Below are 18,401 nucleotides of genomic sequence, written 5' to 3' on the forward strand. Positions count from 1 at the left end.
GGGTCGGCGTCCTCCGCGTCGGCGGTGCGCTTCTTGGGCGCGATGCGCTCCTGGACGGCGGCGGCCTCCGCCTTGGCGCTCTTGCGGCGGCCCGTCTTCGCGTCCGTCTCCTCGGAAGGAGGGGTGGGGAGCGCGAACACGGGCGTCGTGGAGGCGGGCGCGGGGGGCGGCGTCTTCTCCTCGCGCACCAGGGCCAACTCCTGCGCCACGTCGTAGTAGCCGCACTCCTGGCGCTGGGCCGCGAGCGCCGGCGTCACGCCGCGCAGGATGTCCACCACCGCGAAGGGCCCCAGGGGGGACGTCTCCGGTTCACCGTCCGTGAGGGCGCGGACCCGGAAGTCCTCATCCTCCGTGAGGAGCGCGAGCGCCTCGCGGACCTGCTGTGCGGGGGCCGGAGCCTTCGCGCGTCGGCAGAAGTCCGACACCGCCACCGCCACCGGGGTGGGTACGTCATCGGGCTGCCGTCTTCTCTGCCAGGGACTGATCATGGAAAGGTTCGGAAAATTGCTCGTTTACGAGGGCGGATGCCTCTATCTTCGCGGCCAGACAGGTGTCAATGAGCCAGTCCGGCCTCAATGTAAACAGCTCACGCGCGGCGCAAGCCGAAGACACCGGACTTCATGGTAGTCAGCGGGGGAGCGGGCGCTCGCCCGGGCCGGCCGTCGAAATTGTCTTGCGGGAGCAGGCATCCCCACCCCAACACATGGGGTGCTCCAGAGATTGCAGATGACGACCCATCACCACAGCCACTCCCACTCCCACGGCCCCTCGGACAAGGACAAGGACGAGGTCCTGGCGCGCTACATGGCCCAGCACGGGCTGAAGAGCACGCGCCAGCGCAGCCTCATCATCGACACCTTCTTCGAGGTGGGCGGACACCTGTCCGTGGAGGAGCTGTGGAACAAGGTGCGCGAGCAGGACACCAAGGTGTCCGTGGCCACCGTGTACCGGACCATGAAGCTGCTCAACGAGTGCGGCCTGGCCCACGCGCGCAACTTCGGTGACGGGCAGACGCGCTACGAGGCGGCGGCGGGGCGCGAGCACCACGACCACCTCATCTGCACGAGCTGCGGCACCATCGTGGAGTTCGAGAACGACCGCATCGAGACGCTCCAGGACGCGGTGGCGCGCAAGCACGGCTTCACGGTGACGTCGCACAAGATGGAGCTGTACGGCTTGTGTCGTGGGTGCCAGCTCCGGGGTGGCCCGCCGGGGACCGAGGCCTGAGCGCGTGAGCCCGGTGCGACGACGCGCGCTCCTGTGCGCGGTGGCGCTGGGCGCACTGTCCCTCACGGACTGTCGCCACGGCGGGCCGGTGGACGCCGGGCCCGCGTTCTACCGGGCGCTGTGGCTGCCGTCGGTGGGGCCCACGCGCTACGACCCCCGCCAGCTCCCGGGCAAGGTGGTGCTGGTGTCCTTCATGGCCACCTGGTGCTTCCCGTGCCTGGCGGATCAGCCCACGCTGACGAAGCTCCAGCAGACCTACGGTCCCCAGGGCTTCCAGGTCGTCGCGGTGGGGATGGACCTCGACGAGGGCAAGGTGCTGGGCCCGTTCGCGGACCACTACGCCTTTCCCTACCCGGTGCTGCTGTCCGACGAGCGGATGCGCGCGGGGGAGAGCGCCTTTGGCCGCATCCGGGCGCTGCCCAGCACGGTGCTGCTGGACCGGCACGGCCGCGCGGTGGCCGCGTGGCAGGGGATTGAAGGCCAGGCGGACGTGGCGAAGGCCATTGAAAAGCTGCTGAAGGCGGACTGATTTCCGCCTGCGCCCGGAGTGCTACAGGGCTGGAGCGGAATAGTTGCGGGCAGGGGGGCCGCTGGTACCTTCGCCGGCGCTCATGACGTCCCGGCGAAAGCTCCTGATGGTGGCGGCGGTGGTGGCGGTGGCCTTGAGCCTCGCTTCGGTGGCGGACGCCAAGGGCTTCCGGCGCTACCTGCGCCTGCGCCAGGACGTGGAGGCGCTCGACGAGCGCAACCGCGCGCTGGCCGCGCAGAACGACGCGCTCCGCAAGGAGATCGCGGCGCTGCGCAAGGATCCGGCGACGCTGGAGCAGTCGGTCCGTGAGGAGCTCGGCTACGTGAAGCCGGGCGAAATCGTCTTCCACCTGGAGTCGCCATGACCTCGTTGTCCGTGGTGCCCTCTCCCGCGAAGCTCGTGCGCGCGTTCTTCCGAGCCATCCCCGCGACGGTGGCGCTGGCCACGTTCGTCCACCTGGCGCGCGGCGGCTTCCGGGGCCTGCACACGCTGGGCTGGACGGAAGCGGCGCTGGTGATGGGGCTGCTCATCGGCATCGGCATGGCGGCGTGGCGCCGGGCCATGCGCTCCTCGGTGGGCGCGGTCATCGACCTGCGCGACGACCTGGAATTGGGCGGCGGGCTCATCTCCGCGGCCTTCATCGTGGTGGCCATTGGCGGCGGGGAGCTGTTCCCCATCGTCTATCTCCTGATGGCGTTCCTGGTGGCGTTCCTGCCTCGCAACGCGGGCATGACGCTCCTGGGCGTGGCGCTGGTGTACGACGGCCTGGTGACGCTGGGCGGGCCGGTGGTGAACGTCACCGGGTTCCTGACGCACACGCTGTTCCTGGCGCTGTTCGCGGGGCTGTACCACCTGGTGCTGTCCGCGCGGATGTTGGTGGCGAAGCGGGCGGAGTCGGACGCGGTGCAGAAGCGCATCCGCGAGGTGGAGGAGCGCGCGCGCACCTTCCGGCTGGTGTCCTCCGGGACGCAGGACAGCTTCAGCGGGATGAACTCCGACGAGAAGTGGCTGGTCGCGTCGGTGAAGGAGATTGAAGGCGCGGTGCACGCGGCGCTGGAGATCGCGGAGACGGGCCTGCGCACGGACACCTGCGCGGCGTTCCTGCTCACGTCGGACGACCGGAGCCTGAAGCTGTACGACTGCCGCTCGGGGTCGGAGCGGGTGCAGCGCGAGAAGTTCAACGCGGGCGAGGGCATCATCGGCGGCGTGCTGAAGCGCCGCGCGCCGGTGCGGATGAACTCGCCGCAGGGGCTCAAGGGCGTCACGTACTACGAGGGCGGCGGCCCCACGGTGCAGGCGCTGCTGGCGGTGCCCATCCTGGAGGGCAGCGGGCTGGTGCGCGGCGTGCTGGTGGCGGACAAGCTCAAGAACGAGCCGTTCACGGACCAGGACGAGAAGATGCTGACCACCATCGCGGGAGAGGTGCTGCGCTCCATCGAGGTGGAGCGGGTGATGAGCTACATCCGCAAGACGCGCGACGAGAAGGACCGGTTCTTCCGGGCGATTGAAGAGCTCAACCGCGCGGGCAGCCCGGACCAGGTGTTCGTGGCGGTGCTGGAGGCGACGCGGCAGCTGGCGGGGCTGGACTTCTGCGCGGTGACGCTGGTGTCGGAGCAGGAGGGCAAGCGGGTGCACCGCGTGGCGCGGATGACGGGCGTCACGGCGCAGGGCAAGGCGCTGGAGGGCCAGACGTTCCAGGACAACAACGGCCTGGTGGCGAACGTGGTGCGCTACGGGGCGCCCTTGCCGGGGCGGGACATCAAGGCGATGGACCGCCAGGTCATCTTCGATGAGGAGACGCAGGTGCGCGGCCTGGGCGCGCTGAAGATCTTCCCGCTGGTGGCGGGGGACCGGATCCTGGGCACGCTGGTGGCGGGGTCGCGCAAGAAGGCGGCGTTCGAGCAGGACGTGCTGCGGATGATCGAAGTCATCGCCATCCAGGCGGCGCAGGCGGTGTTGCGCGCGCAGCTCTACGAGCAGATGGAGCGGATGGCGACGACGGACGGCCTCACGGGCCTCTTGAACCACCGCACGTTCCAGTCGCGCGCGGACGACATCCTGGCGCAGGCGCGGCGGTACAACCGCAAGTGCTCCATCATGTTGACGGACGTGGACCACTTCAAGAGCGTGAACGACACCTACGGCCACCCGACGGGCGACCAGGTGCTCAAGGGCGTGGCGCGCATCATCAAGACGCTGGCGCGGGACACGGACGTCGTCGCCCGCTACGGCGGCGAGGAGTTCGTGATGGTGATGCCGGAGACGGACGTGCAGGGCGCGAAGATCATCGCGGAGCGCATCCGCGAGGCGGTGATGGCGGAGGTGTTCCAGACGGAGATGGGCCCGCTGCGCATCACGATGTCTCTGGGCATCGCGACGTTCCCGGACAACGCCATGGAGAAGCAGCAGATGATCGACCTGGCGGACCAGTGCCTGTACCACTCGAAGCGCAACGGCCGGAACCAGTCCGTGACGGTGGCGCAGATGCAGGGCGGCCGGAAGCTGGCGGCGGTCGCGGAGTAGGGCTGTTCAGTCCAGGTCCGCGAGCTGGCCTTGCGCAAGCTCGCGGTAGTACGGCACGACCTCGACGGCGAGCAGGTCCCGCATCTGCTGGCGCGCGCCGTCCAGGTCGCCCTGGTCGCGCAAGCGATACATGCGGTGGAGCGCGTCGCCCAGGCGTCGTGAGCCCTCCGTGACGCGCTGTCGCATCTGGTGGAGGAGGGTGAGCGCGGCCTCCGGGGTGCGCAGTCCCGCTTCCACCTCCGTGGTGGTCATGGCCACGGAAGGCCCCGCGCGTCGCAGGAGCGTGCGCAGGGCGTCGTCCAGGACGATGGTGCCCTCCTGCTGGGCGCGCGTGTCGAGCACCCGGAGTTGATGCCAGTCGCCTTCGAGGTCTTCGACCATGGCTCACTTCCTGGAGGTGGGAGCACACGCCTTGAAGGGCCATTCCTTCTGCCCCTCGCAGTATCGCAGGCAGTCATAGCAGCGTCCCTTCCAGCCCTGGTTCTTGCAGTCGACGTAGCTGCGAATGCAGGCCTGCTGCCATTCAGGCAGGTGGGCGTTATTCGCGAAGTCGTCCTCGCTCAGGCGTGACGCTTCGTAGGCTGTTTTCAAGACGGTGAGTGCGGCAACCGTCTCTGCCTCCGATGCACCGCAGCTGTCGACGGGACTCAGCGGGTGCGTCTTGATGCAGCAACTCATGGTGGAGTCCGCCGGAGTGCAGGTCGCGAGCGGTGCAGCAGCGCAGCCTCCAGTGAATGCTCCCAAGAGCAGGGATATCCAGGGCCGAAAGTTCATGGGGCCCATGGTATGGGAGCGTGTTCCACGATGACTCCGCTTCCCCTCGCCGTCACCACCAGCACGAAGACGGACGCGGCCACGGTGCGCGAGGCGCGGGCCGTGGCGCAGCGGTGGAACCTGCCGTTCCTTTCACGCCGCTCCAGTGAGGGCATCGCGCCCTGGCTGGGCACCAAGGTGGATGCGCTGCTCGTCGTGGGCGGCGATGGCGTGACGCTGTGGGAGCCGCAGGGTTCATTCGGCTTCCACGCGGGCATGGCGCATCTGCGGCGCATGCGGCTTCGGCAGGGACAGCGCGATGACGCGTTCCTCAAGGTCGCGGAGATTGTCCCCGGGGATGCCGTGCTCGACTGCACCCTGGGCCTGGCCCAAGACGCGCTGGTGGCTTCGCTTGCCGTGGGGCCCACGGGCCGTGTCGTTGGCCTGGAGAAGAGCCTGCCCCTGTGTATCGTCGCCGCGGAGGGGCTTCAGCGCTACGACCGGGGCGCGGACTCGTGCGCCATCGAGGTGATCCACGCGGACGCGCACGCGTACCTGAAGACGCTGCCCTCGAAGTCCTTCGACGTCGTCTTCTTCGACCCGATGTTCGCCAAGCCCAAGAAGGCCCAGCCCGCCTTCGACGTCCTGCGCCGCTTCGCGGAGCACGCCCCGCTCACTCCTGAAGCCGTGGAGGAGGGGAGGCGTGTCGCTCGCCGGTGGGTCGTCGTGAAGGGCGCCCGTCACACCGACGACCTGAAGAAGGTGGGCATCCAGCCAGAGCCCACCTCGCGCTTCAGTGACGTCATCTGGGGTCGGCTGCCCGCGACGCCTTGAGCTACTCCTTCTCCGACCCCTTTGGCGGACCCTCGCTGCCCATGGGGGACATCTTGCTCGACAGCGCGCCGGCCTGCTCGTGCGCCATCAGGTCGCGTGGCGAGCGGTAGTACTGCATGGGCGAGTGGTGCAGGAAGTTCGACACGCGGCTCGTGTAGAGACACGCGTACTGCTCCACCTGGTAGCCGAAGCGGCTGTTCTCGTTGCCTTCCTTGAACAGCAGGCCCCAGTACGGGTTGAAGCCCTCCTCGACGTCGCGCTCCAGCGTATTCGCGATGCCGTTGGTCTCCTTCAGCGACCGGCGCAGCTTCTCCAGCTCCGCCTTCACCTTCTTGCGCAGCTCCTCCACTTCCTGGCGCTCCGGCTCCGACAGCGCCTCGCGCTCCAGCCTGCGCTCCAGGGTGTTCAGCACCGTCTTGCGGTGGTTCACCTCGTCGTCCAGCCGCGCGCGCGTCAGCTCCACCTCCGACAGCGTGACGATCTCCTCGCGCCGCGTGTCCGTGTACGTAATCTCGTCTTCAATCTCCTGGACGATCATGCACGTGCGCCACAGCGACGACTTCTTCGACTTCAGGATGTCGCCGTAGATGTGGTCGCCCACGTAGAGGACGTGCTCGCCCCGGTAGCCGGTGAACTCCTCGAACTGGGCCAGGTTGCCGCCCGAGTACACGGTGCCGCGCTCCAGCGACTTCGCCTCGCCCACGACCTTGCCGTCCTCCGTGGACGAGTCCAGCTCCAGGAACGGCCGGGCTTCCGTGAAGAAGGCCGGCTTGCCCGCCGCCGTCACCACGAAGTCGAAGTAGTTGCGCCAGCTGGGGTACTCCGGCAGCTGCCCTTCCAACAGGTAGCGCATCACCGCGTTCGTGTAGTCCCACGCGGAGTTCGTCAGCAGGAACAACTTCTTCCCGCCCGAGCGCAGCTTGTGCAACGCCGGACCCAGCTCCGGATCCAGGAACACGTAGCGCGCCAGGTCCTTGCGGATCTCCCGCTTGAGCGAGTTGTCCCGGTGCACCGTGTCGATGGCTTCCCGGATGTCGTCGTAGAGCTTGCCGTAGTTCACGGTGTGCCCCAACGACTCCATCAGCTCGATGATGCCCGAGTACAAGCACGTCTCCGGCAGCGCGAAGAGCGTGTCGTTCCACGCGAACTGCGGGTTGCGCAGCCGCACGCGCTTGTTGCGGTACAGCTCCTTCCACGCGTCGCGCTTGAGCGGACGCAGGCCGTGGTACGCGCGCCCCACGTGGCCGAAGCGGTCCATCTTCAGGACGTTGCCATTCACGCGGTCCACCGCCAGCCCGCGCATCACGAAGTGGTGGTCGTAGAGCAGGCCGCCCACGAACGGCGGGTAGCCGTACTCGCTGATCAGCTTCGCGAGCGTCATGTCGAACGACAGCTGCTCCAGCCGGCGCATGTGGTAGATGGCCAGCGTGTAGTCCATGTCGAACCCGATGAGTTCGATGTGGTCCATGCGCAGGTTGCGGTTGACGAACACGTCCCGCGAATGCGGCACCTGGTCCGCTGCCTCACGCGGCGTGGTGAGCAGCCGACCGAGCACGTCGTCGGTGAGCAGGTCCCTCGCGCGGCGGGCCGCGTCGGCGGCGTGCTCGCGGCGGATGGAGGAACGGAAGCTCCCGTGCAGCGGATCCACGGAGGGTCCGCCCGGGATGGGCCTGGCAGGGGAGAGTATGGGCGACACGGGACCTCAAGACATAACACGCGCCGCCGGCCCTTCGCCCGCGTCCTTGCGGGCTTCGCACGGGGCTGGCACGCTCTGTCCAACGATGCGCACCCCACGTCCATCCCCGGCCTCCGCCGAGGACCTCCACGCGCGCCTGGCCGCTCGAATCACCGCGCTGGAGGACCGGGTGCGCCGTCTGGAGGCCCGGCTCGCCCTGGAGGCCCGCAAGCCGCCCCTCGTCCGTACCCGCGCCAGCGCCTCCGCCGCCACCGTCCGCACCGCCAGACCCCGGCCTCGCTGCCCCGGCTGCACCCTGGAGCTGCCCCGTGGACGGCGCGGTGAGTCGTGCGTGTGGTGTGGCTTCATGTTCGCCGCCGTGACCCGCCGCCGCGCCACCACGCCCAAGGCGCCCCGGAAGCAACGATGAGCGGGACGTACCGGCTCACCGGCCGCACGGAGGCAGGGGACCTCGCGGAGCTGTACGAGTCCCTGCTGCTGCCCAGCATCCCCGTCGCGGTGAAGCTCTTCCTGCCGCGCACCTCCGACCCCGCGTACGCCCGCGCGCTGGCGGAGACGGTGCGGATGCTCCAGCCCGTGCGCCACCCGGGCCTCCTCCACGTCGTGGACGTGGGCTTCGTGCGCCAGCGGCTCGCCGTGGTGCGCGAGGACGTGGACGGCTTCACGCTGGGGGTCGCGCTCCAGCGCCTCAACACGAAGGAGGTGCTGCTGCCGCCCACGGTGGCGCTGTCCATCGTCATCCAGCTGTTGGAGACCGTGCAGCTCGCGCACGACGCGGGCGCCGTCCACGGGGCCATCACCCCCGGCAACGTGCTCCTGTCCCGCGACGGCTTCCCGGCCATCTGCGACTTCGGCGCGCTCCAGGCGCTGCTGTCCGTGCCCCAGCTCAAGCGCACGTTCGCGCACCGGGGCCGCAGCGCGTACCGGGCACCGGAGGTCACTCGCGGGGAGACGCCCACGGAGGCGTCCGACGTGTACTCGCTGGGCGCCATCGCGTACGAGCTGCTCACGCTGCGCGAGGCCGTGGTGCCCGGCAGCGGCGTGAGCACCCGCCGCGAGACGCTGCCTCCGCCCAGCCGGTTGGACCGGCGGATCAACTCGCGGCTGGATCCGGCGATCATGCGCGCGTTGGATCCGGCGCCCCAGCGGCGCTTCCGCTCGTGCGGCGAGTTCGCCCAGGCCCTGCGCAACTTCCTCTCCGCGGGCGGCGGCCTGCCCGGCGCGGAGGAGGTGTCGCGCTTCGTGTCGGAGCTGTTCCCCAACGAGGTGAGCCTCGCCGCCCCCGGGCCCGTCCCGTTCACGGAGCCCTTCCAGCTGGAGCCCGTCTCCGGCGCGGAGATGGAAGACCTGCACGCGGAGGAGCACGAGGCCTCCATCGTCCAGCGCGCGCCGTACAGCCGCGCGCCTTCGGAGCAGGAGGCGTCCGCCGAGACGCAGGAGGCCGCGCCCGGCTTCGAGGAGTTCCGCCCCGAGGACTACGCGCCGGATGACGACGCGCCCGCGGACGATGAGCCCGGGCCGGAGGGCGAACCGCGGAGCACTGAACTTTCGCCCGCGGGGCCGCTGGAGCAGGGCTGGGACGCGCCGCCAGGAGTCCTCGCGCAGAAGTCCCGCCGTCCGGACAGCCCGGCGTCCGCGCGAGCAGGGCGCAATCCTCGGGTGAAGGTCATCGAGGACTTCTCCGGTCCGCCGCTCGGGGACGACGAACCGCCCGTGCCCACCGGCCGCCGCGCCGCCATGCGCCCCGGCCCGGCCCTCGGGGACGACGAACCGCCCGTGCCCACCGGCCGCCGCGCCGCCATGCGCCCCGGCCAGCCCGCGGGCGCGGAGGAAGAGCCGCCGAAGCGCCCGGCCCTGCGCCCCGCGAAGGGGGCCGTGGGCCGGGCTCCCGGCCAGGAGACGGCGGTCCTTCCTGCTGGCGGTGGTGCGCCCTCTCCGGCCCCCGCGGCAGCCGACGTGACCGTGCTCCGCCAGGAGCGCCGGGGCCGCGCTGAACCCACCGAGGCCCTTCCCCCCGAGCCCCGCTCGGAGCGCCGCATGCCCCTGCCGAAGGCGGAGGGCCGCGTGCGAAGCGACATGGCGGAGCCCGCGCCGTCGGACCGGCACCTGCCGGTGCACCAGCGCTTCGACACGGTGGAGACGCCGCGCATGGACGCGGTGGACGCCGGCACCCGCCGCAAGCGCCTGCTGTTCATCGCGGGCGGCATCGCGCTGGTGGGCCTGTTCATGTTCGCTGTCGCCGCGTGGCGGCTGGGCCTGGAGCCGGTGCAGGAGCCGGAGCTGCCCCGCTACGACCCGAACGCGCCCTCGGCGAACGGCACCCCCGCGAACCCGTCCGCGCTCAAGCCCATCACGCCTCCTCCGCCCGCGCCGCCGCCCAACCCGGGCGCGCGGGACATCGAGGACGAGGAAGCGGGGGAGGACACCGCCGAGCCCGCCGTCCCTCCCAAGAACCAGCGCGCGTTCCTCACGCTGCGCACGAACCTGCCGGCGAACGTCTTCATCGACGGGGCGAAGGTGCGCCGCGCGACGCCGCTGCTGAACCATCCGGTCCGCGTGGGCACTCGCGACATCCGCGTGGTGGCCATCTCCACCGGCGAGCAGAAGGACTTCCAGCTCCGCTTCTCGCGGGGCCAGCACCAGAAGCTGGACGAACAGTTCCAGCCTCCCCCCACCAGGCGGTGAGTTCCGTGGAGCGCACTCGCATCTTCGTCGTCGAGGACCAGCCCCAGCTCCTGAAGAACCTGGTCAAGGTGCTGGGCACCTTTCCGGAGCTGGAGGTCGTGGGCACCTCCCAGGATGGCGAGCAGGCGGTGGACGACATCGTCCGCGAGCGCCCGCAGCTCGTCCTGCTGGACCTGGAGCTCCCCAGCCTCAACGGCATCCAGGTGACCCAGAAGGTCAAGCGCCGCGCGCCCGAGGTGGAGATCCTCATCCTCACGTCCTTCGAGGACGAGCAGAAGGTCTACGAGGCCATCCAGGCCGGCGCGTCCGGCTACCTGGTGAAGCGGGTGGGGCCGGAGAAGATCCGCTCCGGCATCCAGGAGGTCATGGACGGGGGCACCGTGCTGGAGCCCATCATCGCCCGGCGCTTCTGGAACTACTTCCAGTCCGTCCAGTCCAAGCCCGTCCAGAAGCCCGCCGAGCTGCCCTGGGGACTGACGGCCATGGAGCTGGACGTCCTTCGCTACGTGGCCAAGGGCCTGTCCAACGCGGAGGTGGGGCGGGTGATGACGCTGGAGCGGCGCACGGTGCGCACGCACCTGTCGCATATCTACCGGAAGATGGGCGTCAACTCCCATGTGGACGCGGTGGTGATGGCCCTGCGTCAAGGTGTCGTGGATCTCTAGCCGCGCCGTGGTTACGGTGTGGCACCTATGTCCAAGGCATCCCCGCGGTCCACCGCCGTGCGCGCGGTGGACCCCACGCTCGCCGCGCTCTTCGACGTTCACGAGGCAACCCTGCCCAACGGTCTCAAGGTCCGCCTGCTGGCGAACCATCAGGCCCCGGTGGTGAGCCTCTACACCTTCTTCCAGGTGGGCAGCCGCAACGAGCGGCCCGGCATCACCGGCATCAGCCACCTGTTCGAACACATGATGTTCAACGGGGCGAAGAAGTACGGCCCCAAGATGTTCGACAAGACGCTGGAGTCCAACGGCGGCCGCTCCAACGCGTACACGTCCAACGACATGACCGTGTACTACGACGACTTCAGCGCGGACGCGCTGGAGACGGTGCTCGACCTGGAGTCGGACCGGATGCGCTCCTTGCGCATCTCCGACCAGACCCTGGCCAGCGAGCGACAGGTCGTGATGGAGGAGCGCCGCGTCCGCGTGGACAACGAGATCCCCGGCATGATGGACGAGGAGCTGGGCACGCTCGTCTACAAGGCGCACGCGTACCGCTGGCCCGTCATCGGGTGGATGGCGGACATCGAGAACATCACCCGCGAGGACTGCCAGGAGTACTTCCGCACGTACTACGCGCCCAACAACGCGGTGCTCTACATCGTCGGGGACATCGACCCGAAGAAGACGCTCGCGCTGGTGAAGCGCTACTACGGCAACATCCCGCGCGGCCCCTCGCCCGCGCCGGTGCTCAACGCGGAGCCGGAGCAGAAGGGCGAGCGCCGCGCCGTGGTGCGCCACCCCGCGCAGTCGCCGTCCGTGATGATCGGCTTCCGCGGCCCCGCCGCCAGCGACGAGGACACGCTGGTGCTGGACGTCGTCCAGTACATCCTCACCAAGGGCGAGGGCAGCCGGCTGGTGAAGTCGCTCGTGTACGATCAGAAGGCCGCCGTGTCGGTGATGCTCGACTGGAGCTGGCGCATCGACCCGGGGACCATCCTGTTCTACCTGGAGCTCAAGCCGGACTCGGACGCGGCGAAGGTGGAGGCCCTGCTGTACGCGGAGCTGGAGCGGCTTGCGCGCGAGGGCGTCACCGACAAGGAGCTGCAGAAGGCGAAGAACAACCTGCGCGCGGACCACCTGCGGGAGCTGTCCACCAACAGCGGCCGTGGGCACGCCCTGGGCCATTACGAGGCCCTGCTGGGCGACTGGCGCGAGGGCCTGTCCCTGCCGACCTTCTACGCGTCCGTCACGGCGGAGCAGGTGAAGGCCGTGGCCGCGAAGTACTTCGCCCCCGAGCGCCGCTCGGTGGTCACCCTCCATCCCGAAGCCGGCGCCGAAGAGGCCGGTGACGAAGCGGCGGAGGCGTAAACAATCATGGCCTCCCGAAAGATCGCCAAAGTGAAGACCACCGTCCGCAAGGCCGCCAAGGCCGTGCGCAAGCAGGCCACCGCCGCGCGCAAGAAGGTCGCGCAGGTGAAGAAGGCCGTCCCGGCCCGAGCGCAGAAGCTGAAGAAGCTGGCGAAGGCCGCGACGGAGCCGAAGTCCGCCGCCACCGGCGAGCTGAAGCTGCCGGCGCTGCATGAGAGCACCACGTCCACGGGCCTGAGGGTCATCGCCGCCGAGCGCGGGCCGCTGCCGCTCGTCTCCGTGCGGCTGGTGATGCGCGCGGGCGGCGTGTGGGATCCTCAGGGCAAGGACGGCCTGGCGGACTTCACCGCGCGCCTGCTGCGCCGGGGCACGAAGCGCATGGACGCGGATGGCATCAGTGAGGCCATCGAGTTCGTGGGCGCCAGCCTCTACGCGGGCGTCAACGAGGACGTGCTGTCCGTCTACCTCACCACGCCGGCGGAGCACTTCTCCGCGATGCTGGACGTGCTGGGGCAGGTGATGCGCGAGCCCACGTTCCCGGAGAAGGAGGTCGTGGACGCGCGGGAGCGCGCGCTGGCGCAGTTCGCCAACGACCTGGATGATCCGTCCTCCATCGCGGACCGCGCCTTCACGCGCGCCATCTGGGGTGACCATCCGTACGGGCGCGACCTGGGCGGCAACAAGCGCACCGTGTCCACCTTCACCCGCGACGACGTGGTCCGCTTCCACGCCGAGTGCATGGGGCCGAAGATCTCCCTGCTCACGGTGGTGGGCGCCATCGACCCGGCGACCGTGGCCGCGGAGGCCGAGCGCGCCTTCGCCGGCTGGACGGGCGGCCCCGACTCGGAGCCGATGCTGCCCCGCAGGCAGGAGCCGCTGGCGAAGGCCGGGACGGTGCTGCTGGTGGACAAGCCGGACCAGACGCAGTCCCAGGTGCGCCTGGGCGGCCCCGGCTTCTGGCTGGGCCACGAGGACTACTTCCCGGCCACGGCGATGAACATCGCGCTGGGCGGCGGCTTCACGTCGCGGCTGATGAACGAGATCCGCGTCAACCGGGGCCTCACCTACGGCGTCAGCTCCTACTTCGACACGATGAGCGCGGCCGGCATCTTCGCGCTGTCCACGTTCACGAAGACGGCGTCCACGCGGGTGATCATCGACGTGGCGCTGAAGGAGATCCACGGCGTGCGCGACGGCGGCCTCAAGCCCCGCGAGCTGAAGGACGCGCAGAGCTACCTGGCCGGCCTGTATCCGCTGCGCACGGAGACCAACGAGTCCGTGGCCTCCGTCATCGCGGACATGCGCATGCACGGCCTGGGCGACGACTGGGTGGAGAAGTTCCGCGACCGGCTGCGCGCGGTGACGCCCAGGGACGTGGCCGCGGCGGCGAAGAAGTACGCGTTCGCGGACCGGCCCGTCATCGTGGTGCTGGGCAAGGCGTCGGAGGTGAAGCCGCTGTTGGAAGGGCTGGGCCCCATCACCGTCGTGCCGGCGTCGGACTACGAATGAGCGGCGGAGTTCCCCGCGTCCTCTTCGAAGGCGCGGGCGTGATGGTGGTGGACAAGCCGGCCGGGGTGCTCGTCATCCCCGGCCGCGAGGGCGGCCCGTCCCTGCGAGACACGCTGGAGGCCTCGCTGGGCCGCAAGGTCTTCGTGGTGCACCGGTTGGATCGCGACACGTCCGGCGCGCTGGTGTTCGCGCTGGACGCGGGCGTGCACCGCGCGCTGTCCCAGGCCTTCGAGACGGGCAAGGTGCGCAAGCGCTACCGCGCCCTGGTGGAGGGCCGGCTGGAGGCGCCCCAGATGGTGGACGCGCCGCTCGTCGCCGGCCGCAAGGGGCGCATGCGCGTGGCGAAGCCGGAGGAGCCGGACGCGAAGCCGTCACGCACGCGCGTGCGCCCGGTGGAGACCTTCGCGAGCGCGTCGCTGGTGGAGGCGGAGCCGCTGACGGGACGCACGCATCAGATCCGCGTGCACCTGCTGTCCCTGGGGCACCCGCTGCTCGTGGACCACCAGTACGGCCGCGAGGCTCCGCTCACGGAGGCCGACCTGGGAGGGCAGGGGACCCAGGAGGTGCTGACCCGGACGCCGCTGCACGCCGCTCGCGTGGAGTGGCCCGCGCTGCCCGGGCTGCCAGCGCGCGGGGTGGATGCGCCGCTGCCCGCGGACATGCAGCGCGCGTTGGAGCTGCTGCGCGCCGCGGGGTGAGGCGCGGCGCTACTTGTACGGCTCCAGCCGGAACGTGTTGGAGTCGCCGGTCGCGCCGAAGCTGTCCACCGCGGTGAGGCGCACGTTGCCCGCGGGCGCGTCCATGACGATGTTCGCGTTGCACACGCCGGCGTCGCAGGGGCCGATCTTGCTGGGCGTCACCGTGCCGCGCGACGCGCTCAACTCCACCGAGCCCTGGAAGTGCCCGGCCCGAGGACCATTGGCGCGCACCGTGATGGCGAAGGGCGTCCGGCTCACGCGCGTGCCTTCGATTTCGTCGAAGCTGAAGCCGGTGATGTCGCCCTCGCGCATCGGCGCATCCGGCCCGGGGCCCGCGTCCACCTGCTGGCCGCCATCCGTGGTGTCGACCCCGCCGTCGAAGTCGCCGTAGATGGGCCCCCCGTCGACGAGGATGAGGATGCCCCCGTCCTCGATGAGGGGCGGGTCGACGACCTCCTGTCCCGGAGCGCGCAGGGTGAGGGCGCCTTCGGCCACTGCCTCTCGCCCGTCATCCAATCGCAGGCGCACCGCGTGCGCGCCCGCGCCCAGCCCCCGGGGCACCGTCACGATGGCGACGCCCGCAGGGTCGAAGCTCGACACCTTCGCTTCCTGCTCATCCACCCAGATGCGGCCGGAGCCCATGCGCGCATCCACCTTCTCCTCGCCATAGTCCACGGCCACGCTGTAGCGCGCGTCGAACCGCACGGTGAGGTCTTCGTCCTTCGCGTTCACCGGCAGCGTGGCGGGCTCCACGCCGACGATGGTGGGCGCAGGCAGCGCCTCCGGGGCGCCCGTGCAGGCCCACGCCAGCACCGCCATCCCCACCGTGGCCAGGCCCGGGCGCATCACGGGGTGAACCTCAGCCCCGCGGACACGGACACGCCGCCCAGCTGGGCGCGCAGCGAGGGTGTCTCCACGGGCGCCAGGGCCGCGCGCACCTCCGTGAGGAGGTTCCAGCGACCAAAGCCATACGCGCCCTGCACGGCCAGGAATCCCATGGCGCGCACTCTGCGCTCATCCACGGCGTCAGGAAAGACGTCCCCGGACTCAATGCCTTGCGTCGACAGGTGATGGCTCAAAGCCAGCAAGCCGCCGCCTGCACGGCCGTCCAGCTGAATGGAACCACGTTGGAAAAGGGTGACCCGCGCGGACAAAAGCAGGGGCACCCCCCACACGCGCGAGTGCACCTCCATGCCGCCCTGCTGTCCGTCCAGGCTCGCGTGACGCAGGCCCACCTCCGCCTCCGCCGCCACGCGCTGGCGCCACACCGGCAGCGGCACGGACACGCCCAGCCCCAGCAGCGGCCCCCCATTGGCGCCGCTCGCGAACGCGGCGCCGCCCAGGAGGAACAGCGACGTCCGTGGCACCGGGACCGCGACCCCATGCGACGGTGAATCGGAAGGGGTGTCCGGGATGATCACCGCCTCCGCGGGCCGTGCGGCGGCGGGCTTCACCGCGCCCTGGAGCCGCACCGCGTCCCCGGCGGGCGCATCACTCCAGCGCACGGTGACGGACACGTCCCTGGCGTCCGCGCGCGGCTGCACCGTGTAGCGCGCGCGTCCCGGCGCCACCGGCTTCACGGTGGCGCCCTCCGCTTCCACGGTCAGCGCCGAGGTGGCAATCCGCTCCTCGTCCCCCGCGATGATCAGCCAGCCACCGCCCTCCACGGGCAGCGGCTCCGGCGTGAGCGCGGCGGCGAGCGGACGCGCGGCGGGCACCTCCAGCGGCGCGCGGCGATCCGTGGTGAGCGTGCCCCGGGTCGCGAGCACGCGCGCCTCCGTGGCATCCGGCGGCACCTCCACGGGCACCTGCGCATTGCCGCGCCCGTCCGCCTTCACCGGGCCGAAGCGCGCTTCGCCCACCGCGACCACCACCTCCGCGCCCGGCGCCGTGGACACGTCCAGCGTGATGCGTCCCAAGAGGGGCAGCAGCACGGTGGTGACCTCCGGCGCGCGGCCGTCCTCCACCCAGAACGCGAGCACCGCCCACAGCGGGTAGCGCACCGGCGGAGGCGTCCAGTGGAAGACGCGCTCGGTGCCGCCCTCCACCCGCGTCCGCTCCCAGGTGCCCGAAGAGGCCGCCGCGCGCACGGGGCCGGCGCCCTTCGGCACCCGCACCCGCACCTCCACGGTGACGTCCTCCCCGAGCACCACGCGCCCGGGCGTCGCCTCTACCTCCGGCGGTTCCGCCCGTGCGACGGCGGCACCCAGCATCAGCAGGCAGACAGCGAGATGGAGCGGCGGACGCATACGGGAAACCCAGCGTCCCAGTTGACCGCCGCTCCGGCCTCCGGGTCAATCCCCGGAAGGCAGGGAAGTCTCAGCGGCGGCCTCCTCCTCCGGAGGAAGCTCGGCCTGGGGCTTGTCCGCGGGTCCGGTGTGCTTGTTCATCGGCGGACTGAAGACGGGCCTGTCCGCCGGAGCGCCGCCCCGGCCGTGCACCAGCGTCTTGGTGTCCGTGCGGAAGGTGAGGTCCACCTTGTCGCCGCGCACCGCCGTCACCAGTCCCACGCCGAACGTCGGGTGGTGGAGCACCTGATCGACCTTGTAGGTGTCCTTCGGGCTGTACTTGGGCGCGCTCGCGAGGTCCTTGCCCGCCAGCTGTTCGTCAAAGGAGATGACCACCTTCTCCGCGCGCGTCGTACCTCCGGAGGACGCGGCGCGCGGGGCGCGGGTGGTGGCCGCCTTGGTGGGACGGTCCGTGACGCCCGCGGCGCCCCGGAACGCGTGGTCCCCGCCGCAGGTGTTGCAGCGGACGCGCACGATCTTCGGACCGACCATCGCGAGGATGGTGTGCGCCAGGTTCATCTTGCAGCGGGTGCACTGGGCATCCACCTCGCCGCCGACCTTCTGAGTAGCCATGCTGTCGTGTCGCTCTGGCCCGGCAACTCCCCGAAAGGGCGCGCCGGGCGTGGAAGTAAAGAGGGCCGCGCAACATAACGGCCGACCCCAGGCGGAGGAAGTCCCATCGCATCCCACCCGCGCGCCGCGTGGGAGCCCCCCGGGCAACCAGCCGATGGAGGTGGGGGTGGGATGGGGCCGCGCTCAGTTCCCTTGTGCCGCCGTCCGGAGCACGTAGAGTCGCCCGCCTGAACGCATGACCACCGAGACCCCCAGCAAACCCAACCGGTTCACCGGCGCCTTCATCCAGTCGGTGGAGGGCCTCGGCAAGGGCATCATCGACGTCATCAGCAGCATTGGCGGCGTGGTGTCCCTGGGCCTGGACGTCTTCCGCTGGAGCGTGCGCCGCCCGTTCCGGCTGAACAACCTCTTCACCCAGCTGGACTTCGTGGGCGTGGGCTCCATCTTCATCGTGGGGCTCACCGGCACCTTCACCGGCATGGTGTTCGCCCTCCAGACGTCCACGGCCTTCGCCCTGTTCGACGCGGAGAGCCTGGTGGGCCCCACCGTGGCCCTGACGCTCACGCGAGAGCTGGCCTCCGTGTTCGCCGCGCTGATGGTCACCATGCGCGCCGGCTCCGCCATGTGCACGGAGCTGGGCACCATGCGCGTCACCGAGCAGGTGGACGCGCTGGAGACCATGGCCGTCAACCCGGTGCAGTACCTGCTGGTGCCCCGGGTGCTCGCGGGCCTGTTCATGGTCCCCGCGCTCACCATGCTCTTCAACACCACGGGCATGACCGGCGCCTACGTGGTCGCCGTCTTCGGCCTGGGCATCTCCCCCGGCACGTTCCTGTCACGCACCCAGCAGTGGATGGCGCCAGCGGACGTCTACGAGGGCCTGCTCAAGGGCGCCATCTTCGGCCTCTCCGTGGCCCTCATCTGTTGTTACAAGGGCTACAACGCGTCCGGCGGCGCCAAGGGCGTGGGCCAGGCCACCACGGAGGCCATGGTGTCGAGCGCGCTGGCCATCTTCATCCTCGACTTCATCGTCGGCATGTTGATGCACTGATG

Annotated in this window: 17 protein-coding genes and 1 pseudogene; 12 read left to right on the forward strand and 6 right to left on the reverse strand. The window is 70.4% G+C overall.

All coding sequences use genetic code 11. The features are described from left to right. Positions 1–488: pseudogene (locus D7W82_RS20920) on the reverse strand (hypothetical protein); the annotation flags it as partial. 238 nt (positions 489–726) lie between these two features. On the opposite strand from D7W82_RS20920, the gene D7W82_RS20925 reads away from it, so the two are divergent. The 4 genes from D7W82_RS20925 (at position 727) to D7W82_RS20940 (ending at position 4,279) form a co-directional block, all read left to right on the forward strand. Next, positions 727–1,227: a Fur family transcriptional regulator gene (locus D7W82_RS20925; protein WP_171425252.1), complete on the forward strand. Its 501-nt coding sequence runs from the start codon at positions 727–729 to the stop codon at positions 1,225–1,227. Between the two features lie 4 nt (positions 1,228–1,231). Then, a complete protein-coding gene (locus D7W82_RS20930; RefSeq protein WP_120620061.1) occupies positions 1,232–1,756 on the forward strand; it encodes a TlpA disulfide reductase family protein in 525 nt (174 codons plus the stop codon). A gap of 82 nt (positions 1,757–1,838) precedes the next feature. Beyond that, entirely contained in the window at positions 1,839–2,120 is a 282-nt protein-coding gene (locus tag D7W82_RS20935; RefSeq protein WP_120551597.1) for a septum formation initiator family protein, read from the forward strand. Next, positions 2,117–4,279 (forward strand): diguanylate cyclase, encoded by a 2,163-nt coding sequence (locus D7W82_RS20940; protein WP_120620040.1) that lies wholly within the window; start codon positions 2,117–2,119, stop codon positions 4,277–4,279. The genes D7W82_RS20935 and D7W82_RS20940 overlap by 4 nt, the downstream gene beginning before the upstream one ends. 6 nt (positions 4,280–4,285) lie before the next feature. Here the strand turns inward: D7W82_RS20940 and D7W82_RS20945 are convergent, their stop codons facing one another. Continuing rightward, a complete protein-coding gene (locus D7W82_RS20945; protein WP_120620041.1) occupies positions 4,286–4,660 on the reverse strand; it encodes a DUSAM domain-containing protein in 375 nt (124 codons plus the stop codon). A 423-nt stretch (positions 4,661–5,083) separates the two neighbouring features. Between D7W82_RS20945 and D7W82_RS20955 the strand changes: the two genes are divergently transcribed. Further along, positions 5,084–5,866: a class I SAM-dependent methyltransferase gene (locus D7W82_RS20955; protein WP_120620062.1), complete on the forward strand. Its 783-nt coding sequence runs from the start codon at positions 5,084–5,086 to the stop codon at positions 5,864–5,866. A gap of 1 nt (position 5,867) precedes the next feature. Here the strand turns inward: D7W82_RS20955 and D7W82_RS20960 are convergent, their stop codons facing one another. Further along, positions 5,868–7,562 (reverse strand): HAD-IG family 5'-nucleotidase, encoded by a 1,695-nt coding sequence (locus D7W82_RS20960; RefSeq protein WP_120620043.1) that lies wholly within the window; start codon positions 7,560–7,562, stop codon positions 5,868–5,870. Between the two features lie 85 nt (positions 7,563–7,647). On the opposite strand from D7W82_RS20960, the gene D7W82_RS20965 reads away from it, so the two are divergent. The 6 genes from D7W82_RS20965 to D7W82_RS20990 are packed head-to-tail and all read left to right on the forward strand — an operon-like array spanning position 7,648 to position 14,487. Further along, positions 7,648–7,971: a hypothetical protein gene (locus tag D7W82_RS20965; RefSeq protein ID WP_120620044.1), complete on the forward strand. Its 324-nt coding sequence runs from the start codon at positions 7,648–7,650 to the stop codon at positions 7,969–7,971. After that, the gene (locus D7W82_RS20970) at positions 7,968–10,247 is read left to right on the forward strand and encodes a serine/threonine-protein kinase (protein WP_120620045.1); all 2,280 of its coding nucleotides are present in this window, start codon (positions 7,968–7,970) and stop codon (positions 10,245–10,247) included. Before D7W82_RS20965 ends, D7W82_RS20970 begins: the two co-directional genes overlap by 4 nt. 5 nt (positions 10,248–10,252) lie before the next feature. Further along, positions 10,253–10,912 carry a response regulator transcription factor gene (locus D7W82_RS20975; protein ID WP_120620063.1) on the forward strand — a complete coding sequence of 220 codons (660 nt, stop codon included), beginning with the start codon at positions 10,253–10,255 and terminating at the stop codon, positions 10,910–10,912. Positions 10,913–10,939: 27 nt separating this feature from the next. Beyond that, positions 10,940–12,280 carry a pitrilysin family protein gene (locus D7W82_RS20980; RefSeq protein WP_120620046.1) on the forward strand — a complete coding sequence of 447 codons (1,341 nt, stop codon included), beginning with the start codon at positions 10,940–10,942 and terminating at the stop codon, positions 12,278–12,280. Positions 12,281–12,286: 6 nt separating this feature from the next. Next, complete coding sequence (locus D7W82_RS20985; protein WP_120620047.1) at positions 12,287–13,789, forward strand: pitrilysin family protein; 1,503 nt, start codon at positions 12,287–12,289, stop codon at positions 13,787–13,789. Next, on the forward strand, positions 13,786–14,487 hold the full coding sequence (locus D7W82_RS20990; RefSeq protein ID WP_120620048.1) for an RluA family pseudouridine synthase: 702 nt from the start codon (positions 13,786–13,788) through the stop codon (positions 14,485–14,487). The genes D7W82_RS20985 and D7W82_RS20990 overlap by 4 nt, the downstream gene beginning before the upstream one ends. Before the next feature lie 9 nt (positions 14,488–14,496). On the opposite strand, the gene D7W82_RS20995 is transcribed toward D7W82_RS20990, so the two are convergent. From D7W82_RS20995 to D7W82_RS21005, 3 genes are read right to left on the reverse strand one after another with little or no spacing between them, the layout of a single operon-like run. Then, positions 14,497–15,336, reverse strand: a complete 840-nt coding sequence (locus D7W82_RS20995; protein ID WP_147439436.1) for a hypothetical protein — start codon at positions 15,334–15,336, stop codon at positions 14,497–14,499. Next, the gene (locus tag D7W82_RS21000) at positions 15,333–16,736 is read right to left on the reverse strand and encodes a hypothetical protein (protein ID WP_147439439.1); all 1,404 of its coding nucleotides are present in this window, start codon (positions 16,734–16,736) and stop codon (positions 15,333–15,335) included. The genes D7W82_RS20995 and D7W82_RS21000 overlap by 4 nt, the downstream gene beginning before the upstream one ends. A 45-nt stretch (positions 16,737–16,781) precedes the next feature. Beyond that, the gene (locus D7W82_RS21005; RefSeq protein WP_120620051.1) at positions 16,782–17,348 is read right to left on the reverse strand and encodes a hypothetical protein; all 567 of its coding nucleotides are present in this window, start codon (positions 17,346–17,348) and stop codon (positions 16,782–16,784) included. A gap of 235 nt (positions 17,349–17,583) precedes the next feature. On the opposite strand from D7W82_RS21005, the gene D7W82_RS21010 reads away from it, so the two are divergent. Next, positions 17,584–18,399: an ABC transporter permease gene (locus D7W82_RS21010; RefSeq protein WP_120620052.1), complete on the forward strand. Its 816-nt coding sequence runs from the start codon at positions 17,584–17,586 to the stop codon at positions 18,397–18,399. Positions 18,400–18,401: the final 2 nt, after the last annotated feature.

It is taken from the genome of Corallococcus sp. CA049B (genome assembly GCF_003611685.1).
GTDB classification, from domain to species: Bacteria; Myxococcota; Myxococcia; order Myxococcales; family Myxococcaceae; genus Corallococcus; species Corallococcus coralloides.